The 25,986-nt window shown below is 31.0% G+C and carries 27 protein-coding genes; 13 read left to right on the top strand and 14 right to left on the bottom strand.

The window, feature by feature from the left end:
- Nucleotides 1-100: 100 nt before the first annotated feature.
- From RRF68_RS07660 to RRF68_RS07635, 6 genes are all read left to right on the top strand, one after another.
- The gene (locus RRF68_RS07660; RefSeq protein WP_315943976.1) at nt 101-784 is read left to right on the top strand and encodes a hypothetical protein; all 684 of its coding nucleotides are present in this window, start codon (nt 101-103) and stop codon (nt 782-784) included.
- A gap of 75 nt (nt 785-859) precedes the next feature.
- Nucleotides 860-1,405, top strand: coding sequence for a hypothetical protein (locus RRF68_RS07655; RefSeq protein ID WP_315943975.1), 546 nt, complete (start codon nt 860-862; stop codon nt 1,403-1,405).
- A complete protein-coding gene (locus tag RRF68_RS07650; protein WP_218771536.1) occupies nt 1,378-2,127 on the top strand; it encodes a sensor histidine kinase in 750 nt (249 codons plus the stop codon). The genes RRF68_RS07655 and RRF68_RS07650 overlap by 28 nt, the downstream gene beginning before the upstream one ends.
- Nucleotides 2,128-2,177: 50 nt before the next feature.
- Nucleotides 2,178-2,825, top strand: coding sequence for a response regulator transcription factor (locus tag RRF68_RS07645; RefSeq protein ID WP_218773507.1), 648 nt, complete (start codon nt 2,178-2,180; stop codon nt 2,823-2,825).
- A 21-nt stretch (nt 2,826-2,846) separates the two neighbouring features.
- Nucleotides 2,847-3,242 (top strand): 30S ribosome-binding factor RbfA, encoded by a 396-nt coding sequence (gene rbfA / locus RRF68_RS07640; protein ID WP_315943974.1) that lies wholly within the window; start codon nt 2,847-2,849, stop codon nt 3,240-3,242.
- A gap of 38 nt (nt 3,243-3,280) precedes the next feature.
- A complete protein-coding gene (locus RRF68_RS07635; protein ID WP_315943973.1) occupies nt 3,281-4,483 on the top strand; it encodes an ABC transporter permease in 1,203 nt (400 codons plus the stop codon).
- A 2-nt stretch (nt 4,484-4,485) separates the two neighbouring features.
- On the opposite strand, the gene dusB is transcribed toward RRF68_RS07635, so the two are convergent.
- Entirely contained in the window at nt 4,486-5,487 is a 1,002-nt protein-coding gene (gene dusB, locus RRF68_RS07630) for a tRNA dihydrouridine synthase DusB (RefSeq protein WP_218771533.1), read from the bottom strand.
- Nucleotides 5,488-5,589: 102 nt separating this feature from the next.
- On the opposite strand from dusB, the gene lepA reads away from it, so the two are divergent.
- Nucleotides 5,590-7,386, top strand: a complete 1,797-nt coding sequence (lepA, locus tag RRF68_RS07625; RefSeq protein WP_275315835.1) for a translation elongation factor 4 — start codon at nt 5,590-5,592, stop codon at nt 7,384-7,386.
- Nucleotides 7,387-7,479: 93 nt separating this feature from the next.
- Here the strand turns inward: lepA and RRF68_RS07620 are convergent, their stop codons facing one another.
- Nucleotides 7,480-8,178, bottom strand: coding sequence for a zinc metallopeptidase (locus RRF68_RS07620; protein WP_275315833.1), 699 nt, complete (start codon nt 8,176-8,178; stop codon nt 7,480-7,482).
- A 96-nt stretch (nt 8,179-8,274) separates the two neighbouring features.
- Here RRF68_RS07620 and RRF68_RS07615 point away from each other — a divergent pair, with 96 nt between their 5' ends.
- The 6 genes from RRF68_RS07615 (at nt 8,275) to RRF68_RS07590 (ending at nt 12,589) form a co-directional block, all read left to right on the top strand.
- Nucleotides 8,275-9,306, top strand: a complete 1,032-nt coding sequence (locus RRF68_RS07615; protein ID WP_275315831.1) for an asparaginase — start codon at nt 8,275-8,277, stop codon at nt 9,304-9,306.
- Nucleotides 9,307-9,548: 242 nt separating this feature from the next.
- Complete coding sequence (locus tag RRF68_RS07610; RefSeq protein ID WP_218771529.1) at nt 9,549-10,262, top strand: MotA/TolQ/ExbB proton channel family protein; 714 nt, start codon at nt 9,549-9,551, stop codon at nt 10,260-10,262.
- A gap of 8 nt (nt 10,263-10,270) precedes the next feature.
- Nucleotides 10,271-10,708: a hypothetical protein gene (locus RRF68_RS07605; RefSeq protein ID WP_218771528.1), complete on the top strand. Its 438-nt coding sequence runs from the start codon at nt 10,271-10,273 to the stop codon at nt 10,706-10,708.
- 6 nt (nt 10,709-10,714) lie between these two features.
- A complete protein-coding gene (locus tag RRF68_RS07600; RefSeq protein ID WP_315943972.1) occupies nt 10,715-11,341 on the top strand; it encodes a biopolymer transporter ExbD in 627 nt (208 codons plus the stop codon).
- Between the two features lie 18 nt (nt 11,342-11,359).
- Complete coding sequence (locus RRF68_RS07595) at nt 11,360-11,830, top strand: ExbD/TolR family protein (RefSeq protein WP_218771526.1); 471 nt, start codon at nt 11,360-11,362, stop codon at nt 11,828-11,830.
- Between the two features lie 90 nt (nt 11,831-11,920).
- On the top strand, nt 11,921-12,589 hold the full coding sequence (locus RRF68_RS07590; RefSeq protein WP_315943971.1) for a porin family protein: 669 nt from the start codon (nt 11,921-11,923) through the stop codon (nt 12,587-12,589).
- On the opposite strand, the gene RRF68_RS07585 is transcribed toward RRF68_RS07590, so the two are convergent.
- The 12 genes from RRF68_RS07585 to RRF68_RS07530 form a co-directional block, all read right to left on the bottom strand.
- Nucleotides 12,584-13,183: a hypothetical protein gene (locus RRF68_RS07585; protein ID WP_315943970.1), complete on the bottom strand. Its 600-nt coding sequence runs from the start codon at nt 13,181-13,183 to the stop codon at nt 12,584-12,586. The genes RRF68_RS07590 and RRF68_RS07585 overlap by 6 nt on opposite strands.
- A complete protein-coding gene (gene rpoN / locus RRF68_RS07580) occupies nt 13,183-14,643 on the bottom strand; it encodes an RNA polymerase factor sigma-54 (RefSeq protein WP_315943969.1) in 1,461 nt (486 codons plus the stop codon). Before rpoN ends, RRF68_RS07585 begins: the two co-directional genes overlap by 1 nt.
- An 83-nt stretch (nt 14,644-14,726) precedes the next feature.
- Nucleotides 14,727-16,160, bottom strand: coding sequence for an asparagine--tRNA ligase (asnS, locus tag RRF68_RS07575; RefSeq protein WP_315943968.1), 1,434 nt, complete (start codon nt 16,158-16,160; stop codon nt 14,727-14,729).
- A 78-nt stretch (nt 16,161-16,238) separates the two neighbouring features.
- Nucleotides 16,239-18,602 carry an efflux RND transporter permease subunit gene (locus tag RRF68_RS07570; RefSeq protein WP_315943967.1) on the bottom strand — a complete coding sequence of 788 codons (2,364 nt, stop codon included), beginning with the start codon at nt 18,600-18,602 and terminating at the stop codon, nt 16,239-16,241.
- A gap of 96 nt (nt 18,603-18,698) precedes the next feature.
- A complete protein-coding gene (frr, locus tag RRF68_RS07565; protein ID WP_218771520.1) occupies nt 18,699-19,253 on the bottom strand; it encodes a ribosome recycling factor in 555 nt (184 codons plus the stop codon).
- Between the two features lie 42 nt (nt 19,254-19,295).
- Entirely contained in the window at nt 19,296-20,006 is a 711-nt protein-coding gene (gene pyrH, locus RRF68_RS07560; protein WP_275315815.1) for a UMP kinase, read from the bottom strand.
- 115 nt (nt 20,007-20,121) lie between these two features.
- Complete coding sequence (gene tsf, locus RRF68_RS07555; RefSeq protein ID WP_315943966.1) at nt 20,122-21,090, bottom strand: translation elongation factor Ts; 969 nt, start codon at nt 21,088-21,090, stop codon at nt 20,122-20,124.
- 80 nt (nt 21,091-21,170) lie between these two features.
- Complete coding sequence (gene rpsB / locus RRF68_RS07550; RefSeq protein ID WP_275315811.1) at nt 21,171-21,956, bottom strand: 30S ribosomal protein S2; 786 nt, start codon at nt 21,954-21,956, stop codon at nt 21,171-21,173.
- Between the two features lie 151 nt (nt 21,957-22,107).
- Complete coding sequence (gene rpsI / locus RRF68_RS07545; RefSeq protein ID WP_275315809.1) at nt 22,108-22,494, bottom strand: 30S ribosomal protein S9; 387 nt, start codon at nt 22,492-22,494, stop codon at nt 22,108-22,110.
- On the bottom strand, nt 22,494-22,949 hold the full coding sequence (rplM, locus tag RRF68_RS07540; RefSeq protein ID WP_028888421.1) for a 50S ribosomal protein L13: 456 nt from the start codon (nt 22,947-22,949) through the stop codon (nt 22,494-22,496). The genes rpsI and rplM overlap by 1 nt, the downstream gene beginning before the upstream one ends.
- A 100-nt stretch (nt 22,950-23,049) precedes the next feature.
- A complete protein-coding gene (locus tag RRF68_RS07535; protein WP_315943965.1) occupies nt 23,050-25,011 on the bottom strand; it encodes an LTA synthase family protein in 1,962 nt (653 codons plus the stop codon).
- Nucleotides 25,012-25,107: 96 nt separating this feature from the next.
- On the bottom strand, nt 25,108-25,956 hold the full coding sequence (locus tag RRF68_RS07530) for a flagellar motor protein MotB (RefSeq protein WP_275315804.1): 849 nt from the start codon (nt 25,954-25,956) through the stop codon (nt 25,108-25,110).
- Nucleotides 25,957-25,986 lie beyond the last annotated feature (30 nt).

Raw genomic sequence — 25,986 nt, 5'->3', positions numbered from 1 at the left:
TGTTGATTTGTTGCTGTTTGTAAGCTCTGTTTTGTGTTAAGAAACCCTTTGTTAAAAAATAACACACTATATTTAAAAAGTATTTAGAAATTTATTTATTATGAAGAAAGCTAGTTTATTAAAGTTATTTATTCTTGTTTATGCATTGATTTTTATAGCCTGTATGATTTCTTGTGAAAAACATGAATGTAAATGTGAGCATGAAGGTGATCAAACACCAGAAGGTACTTTTTGTTATATTGATGAAGGAAGAACAAAAGAGATGTTAAACTATACAGAAATTGTGGCAATGTTAAAAAGCTATGATACTACACGTATTGCACCTTTAGAAAAAGCGCTAGGATATGAAGATTCTCGTATTAATAATTATAATTTTATTCAGTTTAAAAAGTATTTAGGAAGAATTGAAAACTTAAGTAAAAAGGCTAAAATAAATATAACAGGTATTAGTTTTATAGCAGCAGCCAAATCAAACTACAGTAATACAGGTAAAAGTTATCAAGATTTAATTTATATACCTACTACAACTGTTAATGGTAAGCAAATAGCTTTTGATCCTGTGCAGTCTGCTAAACAAGGTAAGTTAGTTACATTTAAAGAAATGCTTGCTTTAAATGGTTATAAATGGATTTATGATACAAAAGATGACTTTGAAGCAGGAAAAATAAAAAATTATGATTATGGTTTAAAAACATTAAATAAAAATAAAGAAAGTACGCTATTAGGAGAAGACGAGTTAAGTGGAGTGGGAAATAAAGGAACCCTAACACCTCCTTTTAATTAAACAAAAATGGATTTATTAAGTAGTTTAAGTTTACTATCGCAATATATAACTGCCATACTAAGCATAATGTTTTTTTTGCAAACAAAAAAAACATTTGCAAAGTGGCTTGCCTTACTTTTAATAATAACTGTTATTGTAGAGTCGATAGGTGCTTATTGTATTATTACAGAGAAACCTGTTTTTTTACACCATCAGGTATATATATTATTAGAGTTAATAATAATTCGTAAAATGTATAATGGTTTAATTAAAGATAAAGCATGGTTAAAACTATCTAATTTTTTTTTAATAGCTTTTTTAGTGACATGGTTTTTAATACTATATAATAAAAGCTTCTTTTATACTGCTATAATTATCGGAGCAATTAATATAGGCTTGTTAGTTTTTCTTTATCTAAGAGAATTGTTACTGTCTGATGAAATTTTAAATTATAAAAAAATGCTTTCTTTTTGGGTTTCAGTAGGTTTTTTAGTTTTTTATTTACCTTCAATACCTTTTTTTAGTTTAGTTGGTTACATGAAAAGTAGAGATTTATTTCCTGTTTTAAATATTTTAATTATTATTATGAATATTATTATTTCATTTGGTTTAATATGGAGCAAGAAGAAGGAAGAATATTAGTAATTACAACTCTTGTTTTAATGGCAATTATAATCTTTGTAATTGTTTTATTTACAGTTTTTCAACGTCGTAAAAATAAATTATTATTAGAAAGAGAAGAGGATAGAAAACGCTATGAAAAAGAAATCGCAGAAACTCAAATAGAAATACGGGAAGAAACTTTGCGGAATATTAGTTGGGAATTACATGATAATATCGGGCAGCTTTTAACTTTAGCAAAGATACAAATGCAGCATGCTTCTCCTGAAAACATAAGTGAAATATCAGATACTATCACAAAAAGTTTAGCAGAAATAAGAGCGTTGTCTAAATCTATCAATCCAGATTTTATAAAAAACATAAAATTAATGGAAGCTTTAAAATTAGAAATAGAACGATTTAATCGATTAAATTATATAGAATCAAGTTTAACGATTACTGGAAAAGAAACAAGAATAAATCAGAAGCATGAAATTATAATTTTTAGAATGCTACAAGAATTTTTTTCAAATACGATAAAACACTCTAAAGCCTCTAAGCTAGATGTTTCTATATCTTATGGCAAAGATGTTATAAAAATTATTTCTAAAGATAATGGTATTGGTTTTGAAGCGAATAAAAACGGGCTTAAAGGTATTGGTTTACAAAATATAAAAGCCAGAGCTAAATTAATAAAAGCAGAAGTTAAAATGGAATCAGAACTTAAAAAAGGAACAAGTTTAATAATAAATTATTATATTTAGAGAACCAAGTGTAATTTCCCCTACAACATACTACTAACGAAACCTACTTAATTATGAAATACTCAGTCGTAGTTGTAGACGATCATACGTTATTGTCACAAGCTATTGAAGGAATGGTAAATACTTTTGATAAATTTAAAGTATTATACACCTGCAAAAACGGTAAAGAAGTTGCCGATAAATTTTCAACATCACCTAAGAATATACCCGATATTGTTTTAGTAGACGTAAACATGCCTATTATGAATGGTATTGAAACTACAGAGTGGATTGTAGAGCATCACCCAGAGGTACATGTAATGGCATTGTCGGTAGAAGATGCAGATAATACTATTTTAAAGATGCTAAAAGCAGGAGCTGTTGGATATTTACTTAAAGATACTCAAAAAGGAGTGTTAGAAAAAGCATTATTAGAAATGATGGAAAATGGTTTTTATCATACAAAAAACGTAACAACATTATTATTAGATTCTGTTTCAGGAAAAAATGGAAAAAACAATGTGTGTTTTAAAGACAATGAGATGAAGTTCATGAAGTTAGCTTGTTCTGAATTAACTTATAAAGAGATTGCCGAAAAAATGTTTTTAAGTCCAAAAACTATCGATGGTTACCGTGATAGCTTATTCACAAAACTTAATGTTAGAAATAGGGTTGGCTTAGTAATATACGCCGTGAAAAATAAAATTTACACTCCGTAATTTTATCCGTAAATTTGCAACATGGAAGAAACTAATAGACAACGAAAAATTGCAGGAGTATTGCAAGAAGATTTGGTAGATGTTTTACAACGTGCTGCACAAGATGGAATGAAGGGTGTAATAATATCTGTATCTAAAGTTTCGGTTACTGCCGATTTAGGAGTTGCAAAAGTATATTTAAGCGTCTTTCCTTCTGATAAAAGAGATGAAATTATTGATGGAGTAAAATCTAATACACCATTAATTCGTCATGAAATGGCGAAAAGAACAAGACATCAATTAAGAAGAATGCCAGAATTATTGTTTTTTGGTGATGATAGTTTAGATTATATCGAAGACATTGATAAGTCTTTAAAAGGTGATGATGTAGATCCTATTAAAAATCCAGATGTTTTACCACGTCGTCAAAAACGGTAATAAATTTTATTTAAATTATTAATTAAGATTTATTAAAATTGAAATTCTCTTTATACATCGCTAAAAGATACTTGTTTTCTAAAACAAGCACCAATGCCATAAATATAATTACATTTATTGCAGTTTTTGGTGTTGTTGTTGGAGCTTTAGCTTTGTTTGTTATTTTATCGGGGTATTCAGGTTTAAGAACCTTTAGCGATTCTTTGCTTAAGGTATCAGATCCTGATATAAAAATAACAGTAGTAAAAGGAAAGTCTTTTAAGTATTCTGATGACATTCATCAAGAGTTACTTCAGAATACTAAAATAAAAGCAATTTCAAAAACAATAGAAGAACGTGTTTTTTTACAATATAAAGATAAAAATCAAGTTGCTTTTATAAAAGGTGTTGATGAAAATTATAAGGATATAATCCCTATAGATACTTTGTTAGCGCTGGGAACTTGGGTAGATCCTGAGTTTAAAAATACAGCCGTTATAGGTTACGGAATTTCATACAAACTCTCACTTAATGTTGCAAATTTTGGTGAGCCATTACAAATAATGGTGCCAAAACCAGGTAAAGGGTTTGTAAATGTAAACAATGCCTTTCGTTCAATTTCTACACAGGTAATTGGTGCCTATTCCGGGCCAGAAGAATTTCAGAATAAATACGTTTTTACAGAGTTGTCTTCTGCGCAAGAGTTGTTGAATTATGATGAAAATCAAATTTCAGGAATAGAGCTCAAGTTAAAAAAAGATGTTAATTCAGATGATTTTCAAGAAAAATTACAAGATGATTTAGGTGCTGCTTTTAGTGTTAAAACAAGAGCGCAATTAAATGCCTTGTATTATAAAGTAATAAATACCGAGCGATTTATTTCGTATTTAATTTTTACTTTAATACTCGCAATAGCCCTATTTAATGTAATAGGATCAATAATTATGATGATTATTGATAAAAGAAAAAACCTTAAAACATTATTTAATTTAGGAGCAAGTATCGATGGTATAAAAAAAATATTTGTGCTACAAGGTTTTTTGTTAACAATTGTTGGTATGATAGTAGGTGTCGCTATTGGTGTTTTACTGGTGTTAATACAGCAACGTTACGAGCTATTTATGATTACAGAGAGTTTAGCTTACCCAGTTGAATTTAGATGGACGAATCTATTAGTTGTAATATTTACAATTTCAATACTGGGCTTTATAGCATCTAAGGTAGCAAGCTCGAGAATTTCTAAAGATTTTATAGAAAAATAAACTTACCTTATTTCAGGGATAATCATATTACCAAACTTAGCTTCCACTTCATCAAAAGCAGCAAAAACATCTTTTGCGTCATCAGAAGTTACCATTTTCATACGGTATTCTTTAAAATGTGGTATTCCTTTAAAATAGTTAGTATAATGTCTTCTGGTTTCAAAAACGCCCAATACAGGCCCTTTCCAATCAATAGCCATTTGTAAATGTCTACGAGCGGTTTGTACTCGTTGTGCAATGGTTGGTTTTGCTAGGTATTCACCCGTTTTAAAATAGTGCTTTACTTCATTAAAAAACCAAGGATAACCAATAGAAGCCCTACCAATCATACAGCCGTCTAAGCCATATTTATCGCGCATTTCCATAGCTTTTTCTGGCGAAGTAACGTCGCCGTTTCCAAACACAGGAATGTGCATTCTTTGATTATTTTTAACTTGAGCAATTGGTGCCCAATCGGCATCACCTTTATACATTTGTGCACGCGTACGACCGTGAATGGAAATTGCAGCACAGCCAACATCTTGTAAACGCTCGGCAACTTCTATTATTTTAATAGAATCATGATCCCAACCTAAACGTGTTTTTACGGTAACAGGCAAATTGGTGTGTTTTACCATTGCCTCAGTAAGAGAAACCATTAAATCGATATCTTTTAAAATTCCTGCACCAGCACCTTTAGAAACTACTTTTTTAACAGGGCACCCGAAGTTAATGTCAATAATATCAGGGTTCGACTTTTCTACAATTTCAACCGTTTTTAACATTGATTCTAAGTTTGCACCGAAAATCTGAATTCCAACAGGACGCTCTTTTTCGTAAATATCTAACTTCATTACGCTTTTTGCAGCGTCGCGAATTAGTCCTTCCGAAGAAATAAACTCAGTATAAACAACATCAGCACCGTTCTCTTTGCACAATGCTCTAAACGGTGGATCACTCACATCTTCCATCGGCGCTAATAATAGCGGAAAATCAGGAAGTTCTATATTACCAATTTTTACCATGCTGCAAAGTTACTTTTTATTTTTTATTGAATAAATATTTAATTGTACAACGTTTTTCAATAAAGTATCTTTGTCAGTCATAAGAGGCTAGAAATACGACGCATGAAGAAAATAAGAAATTTTTGCATTATTGCACATATTGATCACGGTAAGAGTACACTTGCCGATAGATTACTAGATTATACAGGAGCGGTAACAGAGAGAGAAAAAAAATCGCAGTTATTAGATAGTATGGATTTAGAGCGTGAACGTGGTATTACCATTAAGTCGCACGCAATACAAATGGAATATACGTTTGAGGGTGAAGATTATATTTTAAATTTAATTGATACACCTGGGCACGTAGACTTTTCTTACGAAGTATCTCGTTCTATAGCAGCTTGTGAAGGTGCTTTGTTAATTGTTGATGCAGCCCAAAGTATTCAGGCACAAACAATTTCTAATTTATATTTAGCTTTAGATAATGATTTGGAAATTATTCCGGTTTTAAATAAAGTTGATTTACCATCTGCAAACCCAGAAGAAGTTACAGATGATATTGTAGATTTATTAGGTTGTGAGCCAGAAGATGTAATTCACGCAAGTGGAAAAACAGGTTTTGGAGTTGAGAACATTTTAGAAGCAATTATTAAAAAAGTTCCGGCACCAACAGGAAATCCTGATGCACCACTAAAAGCATTAATTTTCGATTCTGTTTATAATTCTTACAGAGGAATTGAAACTTATTTTAGAGTTATTGATGGTTCTATTAAAAAGAACCAGCGTATCAAATTTATGTCTACCGAAAAAGAATACGGTGCGGATGAGGTTGGTACTTTAAAGTTAGAACAAGTTGTAAAGCAAGAGGTGAAAACTGGTGACGTAGGATATTTAATAACAGGAATTAAAGCGGCTAAGGAAGTAAAGGTAGGAGATACAATTACAGATTTTGAAAATCCGACAACTGATCGTATTGATGGGTTTGAAGATGTAAAACCAATGGTTTTTGCTGGAATTTATCCTGTTGATACTGAAGATTACGAAGAGTTACGTAATTCAATGGAAAAGTTACAGTTAAATGATGCTTCTTTAGTTTTTCAACCAGAAAGTTCGGCAGCGTTAGGTTTTGGTTTTCGATGTGGATTTTTAGGAATGTTACATATGGAAATTATTCAAGAGCGTTTAGAACGTGAATTTAACATGACTGTAATTACGACAGTACCAAACGTTTCTTATCACGCATACACAAAGAAAAACCCGACGGAAATAGTTTTGTTAAATAATCCAACAGATTTACCAGATCCGTCTAGATTAGAGAAAGTTGAAGAGCCTTTTATTAAAGCATCAATAATTACAAAATCTGATTTTGTTGGACAAGTAATGTCACTTTGTATAGAGAAAAGGGGGGAAATCGTAAATCAAACTTATTTAACTACAGAAAGGGTAGAGTTAATTTTTGATATGCCTTTGGCAGAAATTGTTTTCGATTTCTATGATCGATTAAAAACAGTTTCTAAAGGTTATGCATCATTTGATTATTCTCCGATAGGAATGCGTACTTCTAAATTAGTTCGTGTAGATATTTTACTAAATGGTTCTCCGGTAGATGCTTTGTCAGCATTATTACACGCCGATAATGCCTATACAATTGGTAAAAAAATAGTAGAAAAACTAAAAACTTTAATACCAAGACAACAGTTTGATATTCCGATTCAGGCTGCAATTGGAGCAAAAATTATAGCAAGAGAAACTACCAAAGCTTTACGTAAAGATGTAACAGCAAAATGTTATGGTGGAGATATTTCTCGTAAACGTAAGTTATTAGAAAAGCAAAAGAAAGGTAAGAAAAGAATGCGTCAGGTTGGTAATGTAGAAATTCCACAAGAAGCATTTATGGCAGTTTTAAAGTTGAATGATTAAGTTTTAAGGCTACATATATAAGTATAAAAAAATGCTCTCGATTTTCCGAGAGCATTTTTTATTTAGAAGTAAATGTAAAAGTGTTTAAGATGTCTAATCTCTACTTCCTAAAATACGTAATGCCCAATATAAAAGCATTGCTAAAGAACCTAATGCAGCGACTAAGTAGGTTCTTGCTGCCCATTTTAAAGCGTCTTTAGAACCCGCAAGTTCTTCACGAGTTACAATATGCTTATTTTCTAGCCATGCTAGTGCTCTGTTACTGGCGTCATATTCTACCGGAAGTGTAATAAAACTAAATAAGGTACCCATTGCCATGAAAATAAGTCCGCCAATAGCAACCATTTGTCCAATTCCTGGCTGACCAGCACCAGCACCTAAAATAAGACCTCCAATAATCATCCATTGAGAAAAACGAGAAGAAATACTAACAATAGGAACTAATTTAGATCGCATTGTTAGCCATTGGTATGCTTTTGCATGTTGTACGGCATGTCCAACCTCGTGAGCAGCAACTGCAGCAGCCGATGCGTTTCTTTGATTGTAAACACCTTCACTTAAATTTACTGTTTTATTTTGCGGATTGTAATGATCGGTTAACATACCTGGTGTAGAAATAACTTTTACGTCGTTAATACCATGGTCATCCAACATTTTTTGAGCTATTTCTGCTCCGCTCATACCATTACGTAGATGAACTTGCGAGTATTTTTTAAACTTTCTTTTAAGTGTATTACTTACTATCCAGCTGAATAAAGAGATAATACCTATTAGAATATAAAATCCTATCATAATTTATTTGGTTTTAAAATTTTGTGTCAATTTTGTTTGATAAATTTACAACATAAATTATTCCATTATTAAATTACCCATAATAAAAGTGTCATAATGTCAAATAAGCCAAAAATTTTAATAGTATATACAGGAGGAACCATTGGTATGGTTAAGGATTATAAAACCGGAGCGTTAAAAGCGTTTGATTTTAGTCAGATATCTAGTAAAATTCCAGAATTACAACAATTACATTGCGATATTTCTACTATTTCTTTTGATGAGCCTATTGATTCTTCAAATATGAATGTAAATTATTACATTGATATCGCAGAAATTATTGCTAATAATTATGAGAAATTTGATGGTTTTGTAGTGCTTACAGGTTCTGATACGATGTCGTATACATCATCAGCAATTAGTTTTATGATAGAAAATTTACAAAAGCCAGTAATATTTACGGGTTCTCAGTTGCCAATAGGAGATTTAAGAACCGACGCAAAAGAAAATTTAATTACTTCGATACAGGTAGCTTCAACGTACGAAAACGGAAAACCAGTAATTCAGGAAGTAGGGTTGTATTTTGAGTATAAATTATACAGAGCAAATAGAACGACAAAAATAAATGCAGAGCAATTTGAAGCATTTGCCTCGATGAATTATCCGCCTTTGGCTGAAAGCGGTGTTCATTTAAATTTTAATTACCCAGTGTTGTTTCGGTCAATTAAAGAAGAAGACAAACTTGTTTTTAGGAAAAACTTAGATAATAATGTTGCTATTTTAAAACTGTTTCCTGGTATAACAGCGTCGGTAGTAGAAAGTTTTATGAATATACCGAATTTAAAGGGGGTAATTTTAGAAACATACGGTGCAGGAAATGCACCTACAGAAAAATGGTTTATTGATTTATTAGAAAAAACCGTTGCGAAAAATATATATATAGTAAATGTAACCCAATGTGCAGGAGGAAGTGTAATTTTAGGGCATTATGAAACAAGTTCAGACTTAAAACGTATCGGAATTGTAGATGGAAAAAATATAACAACCGAGACGGCAGTGGCAAAAATGATGTATTTACTAGGAGAAAAGTTGTCAAAAGAACAATTTAAGCATTATTTTGAAACTTCTTTAAGAGGAGAAATTAATTAAATTGAGCTTTTTTTATTAGATTTACAATCATAAGTGCTTGAAATAGTATTAGAAAGAAGAAAATGACGTAAAACCTCTCGTTTTTTTTTAATGTCCCAACATTTTTTTGTTACTTGGCAGTCTGAAAAATAAAAAAGTGTAATAAGTACAAGTAAAGAATTACTTATTGTTAAAAAAGTAAGTAATTTATAGTAAAATTTGTATTTTTAACCCGTTAACTATTTAAAATTAATTATAACAAAATGAAAAAAGTAGTAAATTTCCTAACTGTTGCAGGATTTATGTTTTTAGGGGCTATTCAGTCAACTCATGCTCAAGAAGCAGAAAAAACTTTTCACCAAGAGTTAAAACAACGTTTTATTGAAGGAGATCCTCAGTTTATGGGTATCGTATTGGTAGCTTTAATTTTAGGTTTAGCAATTGCAATCGAAAGAATTATTTATTTAAACATGGCAACAACGAATACTAAGAAATTAGTAGCAAGTGTTGATGATGCTTTAAGTTCAGGTGGTATTGAGGCTGCTAAAGAGGTTTGTAGAAATACAAAAGGACCTGTTGCATCTATCTTTTACCAAGGTTTAGAAAGAGCAGACGAAGGTTTAGAAGCTGCTGAAAAAGCTGTAGTAGGTTATGGTGGTGTACAAATGGGATTATTAGAGAAAAATGTTTCTTGGTTATCTTTATTTATTGCATTAGCACCGATGTTAGGTTTTATGGGTACTGTAATTGGTATGATTGAAGCTTTTGATAAGATCGCAGTAGCAAATGACATTTCTCCAGCAGTAGTAGCAGGTGGTATTAAAATAGCGCTTTTAACAACTGTATTTGGTCTTGTAGCGGCAATTATCTTACAGATTTTTTACAACTACATCGTTTCTAAAATCGATAGTATTGTAAACAACATGGAAGATGCTTCTATTTCTTTAATCGACTTATTAGCTAAGTATAAAAAATAATCAATTATATGAATAATAAAATATTAACATTACTAGTAGCTTTAATATCATTAGTAGGTATTGGGTTATTCGTAAACGTTGTAAGAATAGATCCAGAGAACTTAGAGGCTCTTAATAGTGCTGTTTCTCCTTTAGTAAGTTATTCATATTATTTACTAATTGTAATAGTAATTGTTGCTGTAGTAATCTCTTTATTAGGGATGTTTAAGAATCCAGCTGCTTTAAAGAAAACCTTACTAGGTGTTTTAGCTTTAGCTGTACTTTTTGTAGTGTCATATATGTTGTCTTCAAACGGACAAGTAATTGGTGCTGATGGAAGTGAGTTAGTTGCAGTAGGAAGTGTTTCTAAATGGGTAGGTACTGGTATAAGTTTTACCATGATTTTAGGAGCTATTGCAGGAGCATTTTTCGTAGTTGATTTATTAAAAGGAATCGTTAAATCGTAAGTTATTATGGCAAGAAGAGACAACCCAGAAATTAATGCAGGTTCGATGGCAGATATTGCATTCTTGCTACTTATCTTTTTCCTAGTAACAACAACAATGGATGTTGATTCAGGTATCCCTAAAAAGTTAGCTGAAAAAACAGATGTTAAGCCACCAATTGTAAAAGAGAAAAACATTTTTCAAGTTAGTATTAACAGAAACAATCAGTTACTTGTAGAAGGTGAAGGAATGGAGTTAGTAGACTTAAAAGATGCAGCTATCAAATTTATTGATAACGGTGGAGGTATTGGTAATCCAATGCCAGGAAAAGAGGCAGGAGCATCTTGTAACTATTGTAAAGGAGCGAAAGATCCTGAATCATCAGATCATCCAAACAAAGCAATTATCTCTGTTGAAAGTGATAGAGGTACCGAGTTTGGTACATATGTATCTGTTCAAAATGAGTTATTAAAAGCATACGATGAATTGCGTAATAGATTTTGCCAGGAAAAATATGGTATGAGCTTTACAGAATTAGAAAAAGCTTTTATAGCTGGTGCAAGAAAAGATGACGCATTAAGAAAAAAAGTAGAAGATGTTAAGAATAGTTATCCTCAGATTATATCAGATACTGATCCAACTAATGTTCAATAGTATAAAAACAAGTTAAGTATGTCTAAATTTAATAAAAAGAAAAAAGAGATGCCAGCAGTGAATACATCTTCACTACCTGATATTGTTTTTATGTTATTATTCTTCTTCATGGTAACAACAGTAATGCGTGAAAACGATTTAGCGATCGAAGCACCGCGTTTACCTAGTGCTACAGAAGTAAAGAAATTAGAACGTAAGAGTTTAGTAAGTACTATTTATGTTGGTAAAGCAAAAGATAGTAAATATGGTACTGGTTATAATAGAATTCAGTTAAACGATAAGATTGCTACACCAGATGATGTACCTTCTTTTATTTTCTTAGAAAGAGGAAATGTATCGGAAGCTGAAGTTCCTTTTATGACAACTTCTTTAAAAATGGATAAAGAGTCGAGTGTTGGTACATTAGCTGATATTCGTGAGAAATTAAGAGACGTAAATGCTCTTAAGCTAAGTTTATCTACACACAAAGGAAGTGCTATTAAAAAGTAATCACTTTTTTCGAATAAATAATAAAAAGAGCAATCATACGATTGCTCTTTTTTTATACAAATAAACTATATTTAGCAATAGTTAAGTGTTATGGCAAATAGATTAATTTTCGTTTTAGTTTTTTTATCAATAAATATATATGCTCAAAAAGATTCTTTACAAGTAGGGGATTCTTATTGGGAAGATCAGTTATATATTAATGTTTCTTATAATATATTAGATAATCAACCTGAAGAAGTATCTAAAAGCGGATTTTCATTTGGTTTTTCAGGAGGTTATATAAAGGATATTCCTTTTGTTAAAAGCGGAAAAATGGCCTTTGGTATTGGTTTAGGATATGGATTTGATTCTTATAATCATAGATTAAAAGTTGTTGAAGGAGAGCCTGCTAATTTTCAGATAGATAATGGTATTACTAACAATAAATTAGTGCTACATAATATTGAAATGCCTATTCAGTTTCGATGGAGATCATCAACGGTTAATACCTATTCTTTTTGGCGTTTTTACACTGGTATTAAGCTAAGTTATAATATTAGTAATAATTTTACATATGATGAAGCAGGAATTAAGATTGATATATCAAACTTTACAGAATACAATAAGTTTCAAACAGGTTTAATACTTTCGGCAGGGTACGGAACTTTTAATTTTCACATGTATTATGGTTTAACGCCTATATTTAAAAATGCTTCCTTAAATGGCAATAAAATTGATACAAATATTATCCGCTTCGGGTTAAGTTTTTATCTTTTATAATATGTAATACGCTAAAAAAGGAGACGCTAAGCCAATAAAAAAACCAAGATACACTTCATTATATGTGTGAGCTTTTAATTGAAGTCTAGCGTTCGCTAAAATGCCTGAGAGCAATATAAAAACTATGATTAATGGAATTATATATATATTATGTATTTGTTGAAATAATAGAAAATATCCTGTTGCAGCACCGATAGAAAGTAAATGTAAACTTGTTTTTATTTTTGCAATAAATAAGGTGTAAATTAAACCTAAGCTGAATACTACACCAAAAAATAAATAACTCAGGTCCTTAATAATTGTTATTTCAGAAAAAAACTTACCCAAAAAAAACAAAAGGGTCATCATAAAAAACAACGGTATTTTCCGTTCTTCAATACTATGTACTTGGTATGATTTTATAACACTAATTGCCTTTAGTAAAACTAATAATAGCACGGGTATTACATATGTAGCAATAAAAACAACAGCTAGCATGCTATATTGCTGTTGTTGGTTTAAGTTAACAGGTGTTAAAATAAAATAAAGTATTATGCCAATTGTAGGTATTACAATTGGGTGTAAAATGGTGGATATGAATTTATGCCAACGCATTATATTTCTTTACGTAAACGTGCAACAGAAATATCTAACTGTTCACGATATTTTGCAACGGTTCTCCTTGCAATAGGGTATCCTTTTTCTTTTAAAATCTTAGATAATTTATCATCAGTAAGTGGCTTTCGCTTGTCTTCCTCCTGAATTACAGTCTCAAGTATTTTCTTAATTTCTCGTGTTGAAACATCTTCTCCTTGATCATTTTTCATCGATTCAGAGAAAAACACTTTTATCAGTTTTGTACCGTATGGAGTAGAAACATATTTACTGTTGGCAACTCTAGATACTGTTGAAACATCCATATGTATTTCGTCTGCAATATCTTTTAAAATCATCGGTTTCAGCTTGCGTTCATCACCCGTTAAAAAATAAGCTTCCTGCCTATGCATAATAGCATTCATAGTAACCAATAGTGTTTGTTGGCGTTGCTTTATAGCGTCAATAAACCATTTTGCTGAATCTAATTTTTGCTTAATAAAAAGCACCGCATCTTTCTGACTTTTACTTTTTGTTTTAGCATCACTATATCCTTTTAACATGTTGTTATACTCGCGTGAAACATGCAATTCTGGCGCGTTACGAGAATTTAAAGTAAGTTCTAAAACACCATCAATAATTTGAATAGAAAAATCTGGGACAATCTGTTCTGCTATCTTATTATTACCAGCATATGAGCTACCAGGTTTTGGATTTAATCTACCAATTTCTGTAATTATTTCTTTTAGCTGTTCTTCATCAATCGTAAACTTCTCTAAAAGTTTTTTGTAATGCTTTTTTACAAAATGATCAAACGCGTTTTCAAGAATATTAATAGCTAAAGCTCTTGTTTCTTTTTGCGGTTTTGATTTTAATTGAATAATTAAGCACTCTTTTAAATCACGCGCACCTACACCAACTGGATCTAATTTTTGAACTACGTTAAGTAAAATTTTTTCTACTTCATCTTCAGTGGTAAAAACATTTTGTGTAAAAGCTAAATCATCTACTAAGTCGATAATTTCTCTACGAATATATCCGCTATCATCAATACTACCTACTAAAAAATCGGCAATAGCACGCTCTTCTTCGTTTATTCTAAAAGTATTTAATTGACTATTTAATGATTGATGAAAACTTGTTCCTGCTGCATAGGGAACTTGTTTGTCTTCATCATCAGCCGAATAATTGTTAGCTTGGGTTTTGTAACTTGGGTATTCATCATCACTTAAATACTCATCAATATTTATATCGTCAGTATCTATTTTTTCGTTTCCTTCGTCATAATCCTCATCATTTGTTAAAGTGTCTTCAAAGTTTTCTGGTTCTTCTTTACCAGTATCTAAAGCAGGATTATCTTCAATTTCTTGCTCTAATCTTTCTTCAAAAGCTTGTGTAGGTAATTGAATTAACTTCATCAACTGAATTTGTTGTGGAGATAATTTTTGAAGTAACTTATAATGTAAACCTTGTTTTAACATACTTACAAATATAAGAAATAGGTTAAAAAGAAATCGTCATTCTGTGAGGAATGACGATTGTAGTATATAATTTTATGATTTCTTTAAAATTCTGCGTTTTGCGGTGTTCTAGGAAAAGGAATAACATCACGTATATTACTCATACCTGTTGTAAATAAAACTAAACGCTCAAAACCTAAACCGAAACCAGAATGAACAGCTGTTCCAAATTTACGAGTATCTAAATACCACCATAATTCTTCTTCGTCTATATTTAATTCTGCCATTTTAGATTTTAAAACATCTAAACGCTCTTCTCTTTGCGATCCACCAACCATTTCTCCGATTCCTGGAAATAAAACATCCATTGCGCGTACTGTTTTACCATCGTCGTTTAAACGCATATAAAATGCTTTAATCGTAGCTGGGTAATCAAATAAAATTACCGGACATTTAAAGTGCTTTTCAACTAAATAACGCTCGTGTTCTGATTGTAAATCAACACCCCATTCTGTAATAGGAAATTGAAATTTCTTCTTTTTATTTGGTTTACAATTACGTAGAATATCAAAAGCTTCCGTATAACTTACTCTTTTAAAGTTATTCTCTGCAACAAAGTTTAATTTCTCAATTAATCCCATGTCACTGCGTTCAGCTTGTGGTTTTGATTTTTCTTCTTGTGTTAAACGATTGTCTAAAAATTCTAAATCGTCTTTACAGTTTTCTAAAACATAACCTAAAACAGATTTGATAAAATCTTCTGATAAATCCATATTTGCATCTAAATCATTAAATGCAACCTCAGGTTCAATCATCCAAAACTCAGCTAAATGACGCGTTGTGTTAGAATTTTCGGCTCTAAAAGTAGGTCCGAAAGTATATACTTTCCCTAATGCCATCGCATAAGTTTCAGCTTCTAACTGACCAGAAACTGTTAAGTTGGTTTCTTTACCGAAAAAATCTTTAGTATAATCTATATTCCCTTCTTCGTTTAACGGTGCTTTATTTGTTTCGAAATTTGATACATGAAACATTTCTCCTGCACCTTCAGCGTCAGAACCTGTAATTATAGGAGTATTAACGTAGTTAAATCCGTTTTCTTGAAAGTATTTGTGAACTCCAAAAGACAGGGCAGAACGAACTCTCATAACTGCACTAAATGTATTTGTTCTAATACGTAAATGTGCATTTTCTCTTAAAAACTCTAAGCTGTGTTTTTTAGGCTGAATAGGATATTCATCTGGATTAGAATCTCCTAATATTTCTAATTTAGTAACCTTAACCTCTACGTTTTGTCCTTTACCTTCACTTTCAACTAAAGTACCTGTAATACTAACAGCAGCACTTGTAGTTATTCTTTTTAAAAGTTCTTCATCTGTATTTTCAAAATCTACAACACATTGAATATTATTAATGGTAGAGCCATCATTTAAAGCAATAAAACGATTGCTTCTAAAGGTTCTAACCCATCCTTTTACATGTACTTCTTGTAAAAATTTATCAGAATGTAATAATTCTTTAACGCTACTTCTTTTCATCTTCTAAAAAATTGAGAAGCAAAGATACTTTATTACAAAGAATTGAGCAATCTAGATATTTAAAATGCAGAGAAACTTTTAGTCTTCTTCTTTTGGTGGTAAAATTTTAAAGTTAGTTTCTTTTAAGACCTTTTTGTTTGCTATTTTCTTTTCGAAAGATAATAGGAGAGAAGGTAGTAATAACAAGTTAGATACCATTGCTAATAGTAACGTAACTGAAACTAAACCACCCAAAGCAATTGTGCCCCCGAAACTAGAAAGTGTAAAAACTAAGAAACCAAAGAATAATACGATTGATGTATAAAACATACTTACACCGGTTTCTTGTAATGCAGAGTACACAGCAGGTTTTACTTTCCAGTTATTAGCAAGTAATTCTTGTCTGTATTTTGCTAAAAAGTGAATTGTATCGTCTACCGAAATACCAAAGGCTATACTGAAAACTAAAATTGTTGATGGTTTTATAGGGATGCTAAAGAAACCCATTAAACCAGCCGTAATTAATAACGGAAGCATGTTTGGTATTAATGATATAAAAATCATTTTGTAAGAACGGAACATCCACGCCATAAAAATAGAAATCAATAGTATAGCAAGGGATAAAGAAATTACTAAGTTCTTAATTAAGTAATTTGTTCCTTTTAAGAAAACCAATGCTTTCCCTGTCATAGAAACAGTAAATTTTTCTTCAGGAAATTGTTTTTTAATAACGGCATTTAGGCGGTCCTGAATAATGTCCATTTTATCGGTACCAACATCTTTCATGAAAGTTGTAATACGCGCATAACGCCCAGTGCTATCTACAAAGTTTTTAAGCATCCCCGAATTACTGTCAGAGTTTTTGGTGTAAGCGAAAATATATGCTTTTTCCTGACTCGTTGGTAATTGATAATATTTCGGATTTCCTTTATAGTATGCTTGCTTAGAGTATTTAACTAAATTGGTGATAGAAATAGGTTTTGATAACTCAGGAAAGGTTTCAATGGTTTCATTTAACTTTTCCATCTTTTTTAAGGTAGAAAGTTTCATCACACCTTTTTCTCTTTTGGTGTCAATCAGAATTTCTAGTGGCATTATTCCGCCAAACTCAGTTTCAAAAAACTTAATGTCTTTATAAAACTGCATTCCCTTAGGCATATCTTCAATTAGACTACCCGAAACGCGAATTTGAAATAAGCCAATCATACTTAATATAATTACAATAACCGTGGTAATATATATAGTAATTCGTTGTTTTTTAACCATACGTTCCATCCAGGCAACTACATTTCCCATCCACTGTTTTTCTAGATGATTTAAATGTTTTTTTTCAGGGCGAGGCATGAAACTGTATATAATCGGAACGATTAAAAGTGCTAAAATAAAAATACTGATGATGTTTACTGAAGCTAAAATTCCGAATTCTCTAAGTAGTTGACTTTTTACAAAAACGAAGGTTGCAAAACCAGAGGCTGTTGTAATATTTGTCATTAAAGTAGCATTACCAATCTTAGAAATTACCCGTTGTAATGACTTTGCTTGGTTACCGTGTTTTTTTATTTCCTGTTGATATTTATTGATAAGAAAAACAGCATTTGGCACACCAATTACAATAATTAACGGCGGAATTAAAGCCGATAATACAGTGATTTCATATCTAAATAAACCAATAAATCCGAAAGCCCAAACAACACCAATACCAACAACTAATAATGTAATGAAGGTAGCTCTAAAAGAACGGAAAAAGAAAAAGAATATAACAGCTGTAATACCTAAAGCTCCTAATACAAAGAGCTGCATTTCATCAATTATATTCTGAGAATTTATGGTTCGTATGTATGGCATTCCAGATAAACGCACATCTATTTGATGTTCTTTCTCAAATTTTTCTACAGTAGGAATTAAAATTTCAACAATAAAATCTCTTCTTGCTGGTTTGTTTACAATATCTTTATTTATATAAATAGCCGTTTGTAAGGTGCCTTGTTCGTTGTATAATAAGTTGTCGTAAAAAGGAAGTTTTTCAAATAATTGTTTCTTTATTCTATTTACTTCTTCGTTTGTGGTAGGCGCTTTATCAAAAAGTGGTTCAAGAACAAATTTTCGTTGTTTTCTATCAGCTTTTAATTCTTTAACATCAGCAATAGATAAAGTGAAATCTACTTGTTGTACACTGTCTAGATCTTTTACAAGCTTGTTCCATGCATTAAATTTGCTAGGAGTAAAAATTGTAGAATCTTTTACACCTAAGATAACTAAATTGCCTTCTTCACCAAAAATATCTAAAAACTGATCATATTGTATGTTTGCTTCGTGATCTTTAGGAAGTAGATTAGCTTCTGTGTAAGAGAAGCGCATATATTTCATTTGAGAGACTAAAAGTCCTGTAATAATAGCAATAGCAATTAAAACCAAGTATCGGTTACGTAATATAAATCCAGCGATTTTAGTCCAAAAAGTCATTCAAATATTTTTTACAAAGTTATGTTAAATGAACCAATTAAACGAAAAAAAAAGAGTGCCATAAAGACACTCTTTTTTAATATTTATTAGAAATAATTAAACTGTCATTATCTCTTTTTCTTTTACGGATACTTTAGCATCAATATCTTTAATAAAACTATCTGTTATTTTTTGAACTTCAGCTTCTGCATCTTTTTTTGCATCATCAGAAATATCAGTTTTTTTAATGTCGTTGTTAGCATCTTTACGCGCATTACGAACTCCTACTTTTGCATGTTCAGATTCAGCTTTTGCTTGTTTCGCTAAATCTTTACGGCGCTCTTCTGTTAATGCTGGTACGTTGATAATAATATTATCACCGTTATTCATAGGGTTAAAACCTAAGTTAGCAAGCATAATAGCTTTTTCTATTTCTTGTAACATGTTTTTTTCCCAAGGCTGAACTGTAATTGTTCTAGCATCTGCAGTACTTACATTTGCTACTTGTCCTAAAGGTGTTGCAGAGCCGTAATAATCTACTTGTACGTTTGCAAGCATTGCTGGTGAAGCTTTACCAGCTCTAATAGTACGCAATTCTTTTTCTAGATGCGCTATAGCATTGTTCATTGCCTCTTTGGCCGAATCTAAAATAAAATCTATCTCTTCGTTCATTTTGTTCGTTTTAATGCCTCTAAAAAAAGAGGTTTTTTTAATTTATTCGTTATTAACTATTGTTCCAATTTTTTCTCCAGAAACTAATTTCAGTAAATTTCCTTTTTTATTCATATCAAAAACAATAATAGGTAATTTATTTTCTTCACTTAAAGTAAAAGCAGTCATATCCATTACTTTTAAGTCTTTTTTAATAACATCCTTAAATGTTATCTTTTCATATTTTACAGCGTCTTTATCTTTTTCAGGATCTACGTTGTAAATACCATCTACTCGAGTTCCTTTTAATATAGCATCTGCATTTACTTCAATTGCTCTTAATACGGCTGCGGTATCAGTTGTAAAATAAGGATTTCCAGTTCCACCACCAAAAATAACAACGCGTCCTTTTTCTAAATGACGATTTGCACGACGTTTAATATAAGGTTCTGCTATTTCTTTAATTTCGATAGCTGTTTGAAGACGAGTATGAATTCCTTCGTCTTCTAAGGCGCTTTGTAAAGCTAAACCATTAATACATGTAGCTAACATTCCCATGTGATCGCCTTGAACGCGATCCATACCTTGGCTTGCACCAGCAACACCTCTAAAAATATTACCACCACCTATAACTATGGCAATTTCAATATTTTTTTCTAGTACTTGTTTTATTTCTTGTGCGTACTCTTTAAGTCTTTTAGGATCAATTCCATATTGACGGTCACCCATTAATGATTCACCGCTTAATTTTAAAAGGATTCTTTTGTATTGCATAGTTTTGTTGAAAGTTATGCAAAACTACGTTTTTTTTTCGAGTTTGAATTTTGATAAAATAAAAAAACCATCCAATTTTTTTGGATGGTTTTAATTATAAAGATATTGGTAAGAATTATCCTAAAGTGATTCTTACGAAGTTTTTAACTTCTACATCACCAAAAGATGAAACATATTCTGCAACAGTTTTCTTTTCGTCTTTAATAAACTTTTGATCTAATAAACATTGTTCTTGATCTAAAGTTGTATTGTCAGAAACAAATCTTTCCATTTTTCCTGGTAAAATTTTATCCCAAATTTTCTCTGGTTTACCTTCTGATTTTAATTGCTCTTTAGCAGCTTCTTCAGCTTTAGCAATAGCAGCATCAGTTAATTGTAATCTAGATACATATTGAGGAACGTTCTTTAAAGTTTTACCTAAACGAACTAATTCTTCATTGTCTTTTACGATAGCAGCAATTCTTGCTTCAGTTTCAGACTCTACATAAGCAGGGTCAAAACCTTTGTAAGATAAAGAAGTTGCTCCCATAGAAGCAGCTTGCATAGCTAAGTCTTTAGATAACTCAGCAGCTTTATCTATAACTTTAGATAAACCAACCATAGCAGCAATTTTACCGATATGAGTATAAGCTCCTACATAAGGTGCTTCAAGTCTTTCGAAAGAAGTAATATCGATTTTTTCACCGATAACTCCCGTTTGTTCGATTAACTTTTCAGCAACAGTTACTCCACCAAAATCAGCAGCTAAAAATTCTTCTTTACTATTAGTGTTAAAAGCAATATCAACAAATTGAGAAGCTAAATCTTTAAATGAATCATTTTTAGATACGAAATCTGTTTCACATGCTAATACAATAGCAACACCGTAAGTATTATCATCACTAATTTTAGTGATTGCAACACCTTCAGTAGACTCTCTATCTGCTCTTTTAGCAGCTATTTTTTGTCCTTTTTTACGTAAAACATCAATTGCTTTATCAAAGTTTCCTTCAGCTTCTACTAATGCATTTTTACAATCCATCATACCAGCTCCGGTAGTTTCTCTTAATTTTTTTACGTCTGCAGCGCTAATTTTTACTGACATTTCTGTAGTTATTTTTAGTTGTAAATATATTGTTGTAAAAAATTTAAAGGTTTCAATTTAATGAAACCTCTAAATTGAAATTATTTAGTTTCTTCCTTAGCAGGTGCTGCTTCGGTAGCTACTTTTTCTTCTTTAGCTTCTGTTTTAGCAGGAGCTTTTTCTACTTTAGTCTTTTCTTTGTCAGCTTTTCTTTCAGTTAAGCCTTCATTGATAGCGTCAGTAATATAAGATAATACTTTATCAATAGATTTTGAAGCATCATCATTTGCAGGAATTACGAAATCAACTGGTCTTGGATCAGAGTTTGTATCAACTAAAGCAAAAATTGGAATATTTAATTTTTGAGCTTCAGCAACTGCAATGTGTTCTTTCTTTACATCAATTACAAATACAGCAGCAGGTAAGCGAGTCATATCAGAAATAGAACCTAAATTCTTTTCTAATTTAGCTCTCTGACGGTTGATTTGTAATTTTTCTCTTTTTGATAATGCATCAAAAGAGCCATCTTGCTTCATTCTATCAATAGTAGCCATTTTCTTAACAGCTTTACGAATAGTAACAAAGTTAGTTAACATACCACCTGGCCAACGTTCAGTAATAAAAGGCATGTTGATGTTTTTTGCTCTTTCTGCTACGATATCTTTCGCTTGCTTTTTTGTTGCAACGAATAAGATTTTACGACCAGAGTTTGCTATTTTTTGTAAAGCTGTTGCAGCTTCATCAATTTTAGCAGATGTTTTATACAAGTCGATGATGTGAACACCATTACGCTCAGTATAAATATAAGGAGCCATGTTAGGGTTCCATTTTCTAGTTAAGTGACCGAAGTGCACTCCACTTTCTAATAATTCTTGAATATTTGCCATTTTAATAAAATGTGTTTACGTTCTGTTTTCACAATATTTCAGTAGTTATATTAAGTCTGAAATATTTAGATACTAAACTGTTAAAATTAATTTATAACAGTCTCTTTTTGAAAATACAAAACCAAAGCTTTGTAAAAAGCTTTGATAAATATTAACGCTTAGAGAACTGAAATTTCTTACGTGCTTTCTTCTGACCGAATTTCTTACGTTCAACCATTCTAGGGTCACGAGTTAATAAACCTTCAGGCTTTAATACAGCTCTGTGCTCTTCGTTAATAGCTACTAATGCTCTAGTAATTGCTAAACGAATTGCTTCTGCTTGACCTGTAATACCACCACCATATACATTTACTTTAATGTCATAAGACTCTAAGTTCTCAGTTAACATTAAAGGTTGTTGGATCTTGTATTGTAAAGTTCCTGTTGTAAAGTAGTTTTTGTACTCTTTTTTATTTATAGTAATGTTTCCTTTACCTTCTGAAAGATAAATACGAGCGACTGCTGTTTTTCTTCTACCTATTTTGTGTACAGTTTCCATTATTTAAGATCGTTAAGGTTAATAGCTTTTGGGTTTTGAGCTGTTTGTTGGTGCTCAGTACCTGCATAAGCATATAAGTTTTTGTATAATGCACTTCCTAATTTGTTTTTAGGTAACATTCCTTTTACTGCTTTTTCGATTAATCTTGTAGGATCTTTTTCGAACATTTCTGTAGCAGTTAATGATCTTTGTCCACCTGGATATCCTGTGTGACGGATGTAAGACTTATCTGTCCACTTTTTACCAGTTAAAACAATTTTTTCTGCGTTGATAACAACCACGTTGTCTCCACAATCTACGTGAGGAGTATAATTTGGTTTGTACTTACCTCTAATTAGCATTGCTATTTTAGAAGCTAGACGACCCAACGTTTGCCCGTCCGCATCAACTAAAACCCACTCTTTGTTAACAGTGTTTTTGTTTGCTGATACCGTTTTGTAACTTAATGTGTTCATAATTACACGATTAGTTTTTGTTTATTAATATATTAATTTATCCTTGAAAAAGGACTGCAAATGTACGCTTAATTATTTGATTGACAAATAGCGTGTTAGTTTAATTTTTTACTTTTAATTTTCCGTTTTTAAATAGGTCGAAAGCGGCTTGATAATAGGAGATTGTTTCGTTTAAGAATAAAGAATCTGTTTTTGTTGGTGTGATTTTATTTTTATCTTTATTCCAACGGTACGATTTATGTTTTTTATTAGTTTCTAATAGTAGTAATTTATCTTTTTTTAATAAACCTACCTTACGGTGATTTCCTATAAATGCGCGTTCATCTTTTAGTTGCATTTTATTGATGTCTGTTCCGAATAGATTTGTTTTGTATGACCAATTTAAATAACCGAATAATGTTGGGAATACATCTATTTGAGAGCTGAGTTTATCTATTTTAACTGGTGCATGATTTTTTAAATTTGTAATAAAAGCAGGAATGTGATGATTTCTTACATTAATTTCAGTTTTGCCAGCACTAAAACCGCAATGGTCAGACATAATAACAAATACTGTGTTTTTATACCAAGCTTTTGTTTTAGCTTTTGTTAAGAATTCATCTAAACTCTTATCTAAGTATTTTATAGACCCTTCTACATTTTTTCCTGATGGAATATCAACAACATTATCAGGATAGGTATATGGCTTATGGTTAGAGCTTGTCATGATAAAACTGAAAAAAGGTTGTTTACTTTTTGCTTTTTCATCAGTAACTTTTAATACTTTGTTAAAAAGATCTTGGTCGCAGACTGCCCAGGCATTTTCAAAAGTCATTTCATCATCTTCTATACGTGTTCTATTGGTGGGTAATTCTTCTTTTAAGCGATGTAACTTCCTTCTGTCAACAATATCAAATCCGTTATGGCTAAAATAATTAGTCATATTGTCAAAATGACCATCACCTCCATAGAAAAAAGTTCTACTATATCCTTTTTGTTTAAATATTTCACCTACCGTAGCTAGATTATCATTGTTTTCTCGTTTAACAATACTTCTACCAGGTGTTGGAGGAATAGCCAAACTAATTGCTTCTATACCTCTAATAGTTCTTGTACCTGTAGCGTATAAGTTTGTGAAAAAAATTGAATTGTTAGCTAGAGAATCTAGTGTTGGAGTCCAGTTTTTTGTACTTGTAAAACTTTGCATAAAACGAGCGTTTATACTTTCTAATCCGATAAAAATCACATTAGGTTTTAATTCAATGCTGTCATTCTTTGTATAGCGATATATGCCTTTTTCTACTAATAAACTGTCGTTAGAAGCTTTTATGTTCTCTGATAGCAGTTTGTATGTTTTTTCTTCTGGTATTGTTGCGTAAAATTCGTTGTAATTTAATTCATTACTCTCGTAAGCAGCGAAGAACGAATACATGCCAGACTTGGTAAGCTCATTCTCATTAATACTTGTAAAAATTTCTGCCTTATCATTCGTAATAAAATTATGACAAAAAACTAAACTAATTACTATAATGAAAGTAGGTATAAGTTTAGATTTAAAAGTATCTGAATTATTAAAAGTGTTTTTATATGCGTTTTTCTTTGATGCATAACGAATGCTAATAATCAATACTAAAATAATGATACCAACTATTAAAGGGATAGGAAAAGATTGATGAATGTTTTCAATAACCTCGTAGGTGTATAAAAGGTAATCAACGGCAATAAAATTATAACGTCTTTGGTATTCGTCCCAAAAAGGAATTTCAGCTAAAAAAGAAAAAATAAAAATAAATAAGAAAAGTCCGTAAGAGAATTTGGTAACGATTTTATCGAGTAAACTCCCGTGAAATTTTGAAGGGAAAAGAAGTAAGTATATTGCATAAATACTAATCAAGTAAAGTAGGTTATTGATATCGAAAAATAAACCAACAATAAATATTTTTATTAATTTTATTATTGAAAAATCAATGTGTTTAAAAGCTAAAACATATAAAACTAATCTTGTTATAAAAGAAAAAAACAAAATAGTTAAACTAAATGTTTTTAATAATTGAAATCTTTTCGGTAAAATAATATTTAGCATGTTAAATTGGGTTCTAGATAACAAAGAACGTTACTTTTTTTGAATAAAAAAAGACTACCCGATAAGGTAGTCTTTTAATATTATGAGAGTTTGTAATTATTCAGTTTTTTGCTCTAACAATTCGAAGAATTGGTTTAAACGAGGAAGAATAATAATTTTCGTTCTTCTGTTTTTTGCTTTGTTTGCAGGTGTGTCGTTAGTTGTTAAAGGTACGTAGCTACCTCTACCTGCTGCAATTAATCTACTTGGCGCTACACTGTATTTGTTTTGTAATTCACGAACAATAGATGTTGCACGTAAAACACTTAAACCCCAGTTGTCTTTTATACTAGATCCTTTTGTAACAGGAGTATTATCCGTGTGTCCTTCAATCATTACGTCCATTTCTGGCTGACCGTTAACAACAGTAGCTACTTTTTCTAAAACCTTAGAAGCTTTGTCTGAAATTGTATAACTTCCGCTTTTGAATAATAATTTATCAGAAATAGAGATAAAAACGACTGTTTTTTCAACATTAACCTGAATATCTTCATCTTCAATACCTTGTTGTAATTCTTTCTTTAAATGAAAAGCAACAACTAAGTTTAATGAATCTTTTTTAGAAGCAGCAGCTCTAATTCTGTTAATATATTTATCTTTTTTACTTAACTGGGTTAAAGTTTCTTTAATATTGTCATTAGCTCCTTTAGTTAAAACAGTTAAGTTTTCTACTTGCTGAAGTGTGTTTTGCTTATCTGCTTTTAAATCACCAACAGATGATTTTAATGTAGAAACTTTGTCTTCACAGCTTTCTTTTTCTACTAAACACTTTGTTAAATTAGCTTTTACAGCTAATAATTCTTCTTTTGTCTGTTCATGTTTTGCTTTTATAGCCTCTAGTTCTTTGGTTGAAGCACAAGATGTTATTAAAAATGCGGTTGTAAGAAATAAAAATATTTTTTTCATTTTTTATCGTGTTTTAAATAGATTACTAAT

The organism is Tenacibaculum sp. HL-MS23 (assembly GCF_032463465.1).
In the GTDB taxonomy this organism is placed as follows: domain Bacteria; phylum Bacteroidota; class Bacteroidia; order Flavobacteriales; family Flavobacteriaceae; genus Polaribacter; species Polaribacter bernardetii.
This window is presented reverse-complemented; position numbering and strand designations above follow the sequence as displayed.

Coding starts and splice junctions, on each gene's coding strand:
- RRF68_RS07660 (WP_315943976.1), top strand. CDS start 101: ATGAAGAAAGCTAGTTTATTAAAGTTATTTATTCTTGTTTATGCATTG.
- RRF68_RS07650 (WP_218771536.1), top strand. CDS start 1,378: ATGGAGCAAGAAGAAGGAAGAATATTAGTAATTACAACTCTTGTTTTA.
- rbfA (WP_315943974.1), top strand. CDS start 2,847: ATGGAAGAAACTAATAGACAACGAAAAATTGCAGGAGTATTGCAAGAA.
- dusB (WP_218771533.1), bottom strand. CDS start 5,487: ATGGTAAAAATTGGTAATATAGAACTTCCTGATTTTCCGCTATTATTA.
- lepA (WP_275315835.1), top strand. CDS start 5,590: ATGAAGAAAATAAGAAATTTTTGCATTATTGCACATATTGATCACGGT.
- RRF68_RS07620 (WP_275315833.1), bottom strand. CDS start 8,178: ATGATAGGATTTTATATTCTAATAGGTATTATCTCTTTATTCAGCTGG.
- RRF68_RS07615 (WP_275315831.1), top strand. CDS start 8,275: ATGTCAAATAAGCCAAAAATTTTAATAGTATATACAGGAGGAACCATT.
- RRF68_RS07610 (WP_218771529.1), top strand. CDS start 9,549: ATGAAAAAAGTAGTAAATTTCCTAACTGTTGCAGGATTTATGTTTTTA.
- RRF68_RS07605 (WP_218771528.1), top strand. CDS start 10,271: ATGAATAATAAAATATTAACATTACTAGTAGCTTTAATATCATTAGTA.
- RRF68_RS07600 (WP_315943972.1), top strand. CDS start 10,715: ATGGCAAGAAGAGACAACCCAGAAATTAATGCAGGTTCGATGGCAGAT.
- RRF68_RS07595 (WP_218771526.1), top strand. CDS start 11,360: ATGTCTAAATTTAATAAAAAGAAAAAAGAGATGCCAGCAGTGAATACA.
- RRF68_RS07590 (WP_315943971.1), top strand. CDS start 11,921: ATGGCAAATAGATTAATTTTCGTTTTAGTTTTTTTATCAATAAATATA.
- RRF68_RS07585 (WP_315943970.1), bottom strand. CDS start 13,183: ATGCGTTGGCATAAATTCATATCCACCATTTTACACCCAATTGTAATA.
- rpoN (WP_315943969.1), bottom strand. CDS start 14,643: ATGTTAAAACAAGGTTTACATTATAAGTTACTTCAAAAATTATCTCCA.
- asnS (WP_315943968.1), bottom strand. CDS start 16,160: ATGAAAAGAAGTAGCGTTAAAGAATTATTACATTCTGATAAATTTTTA.
- RRF68_RS07570 (WP_315943967.1), bottom strand. CDS start 18,602: ATGACTTTTTGGACTAAAATCGCTGGATTTATATTACGTAACCGATAC.
- frr (WP_218771520.1), bottom strand. CDS start 19,253: ATGAACGAAGAGATAGATTTTATTTTAGATTCGGCCAAAGAGGCAATG.
- pyrH (WP_275315815.1), bottom strand. CDS start 20,006: ATGCAATACAAAAGAATCCTTTTAAAATTAAGCGGTGAATCATTAATG.
- tsf (WP_315943966.1), bottom strand. CDS start 21,090: ATGTCAGTAAAAATTAGCGCTGCAGACGTAAAAAAATTAAGAGAAACT.
- rpsB (WP_275315811.1), bottom strand. CDS start 21,956: ATGGCAAATATTCAAGAATTATTAGAAAGTGGAGTGCACTTCGGTCAC.
- rpsI (WP_275315809.1), bottom strand. CDS start 22,494: ATGGAAACTGTACACAAAATAGGTAGAAGAAAAACAGCAGTCGCTCGT.
- rplM (WP_028888421.1), bottom strand. CDS start 22,949: ATGAACACATTAAGTTACAAAACGGTATCAGCAAACAAAAACACTGTT.
- RRF68_RS07535 (WP_315943965.1), bottom strand. CDS start 25,011: ATGCTAAATATTATTTTACCGAAAAGATTTCAATTATTAAAAACATTT.
- RRF68_RS07530 (WP_275315804.1), bottom strand. CDS start 25,956: ATGAAAAAAATATTTTTATTTCTTACAACCGCATTTTTAATAACATCT.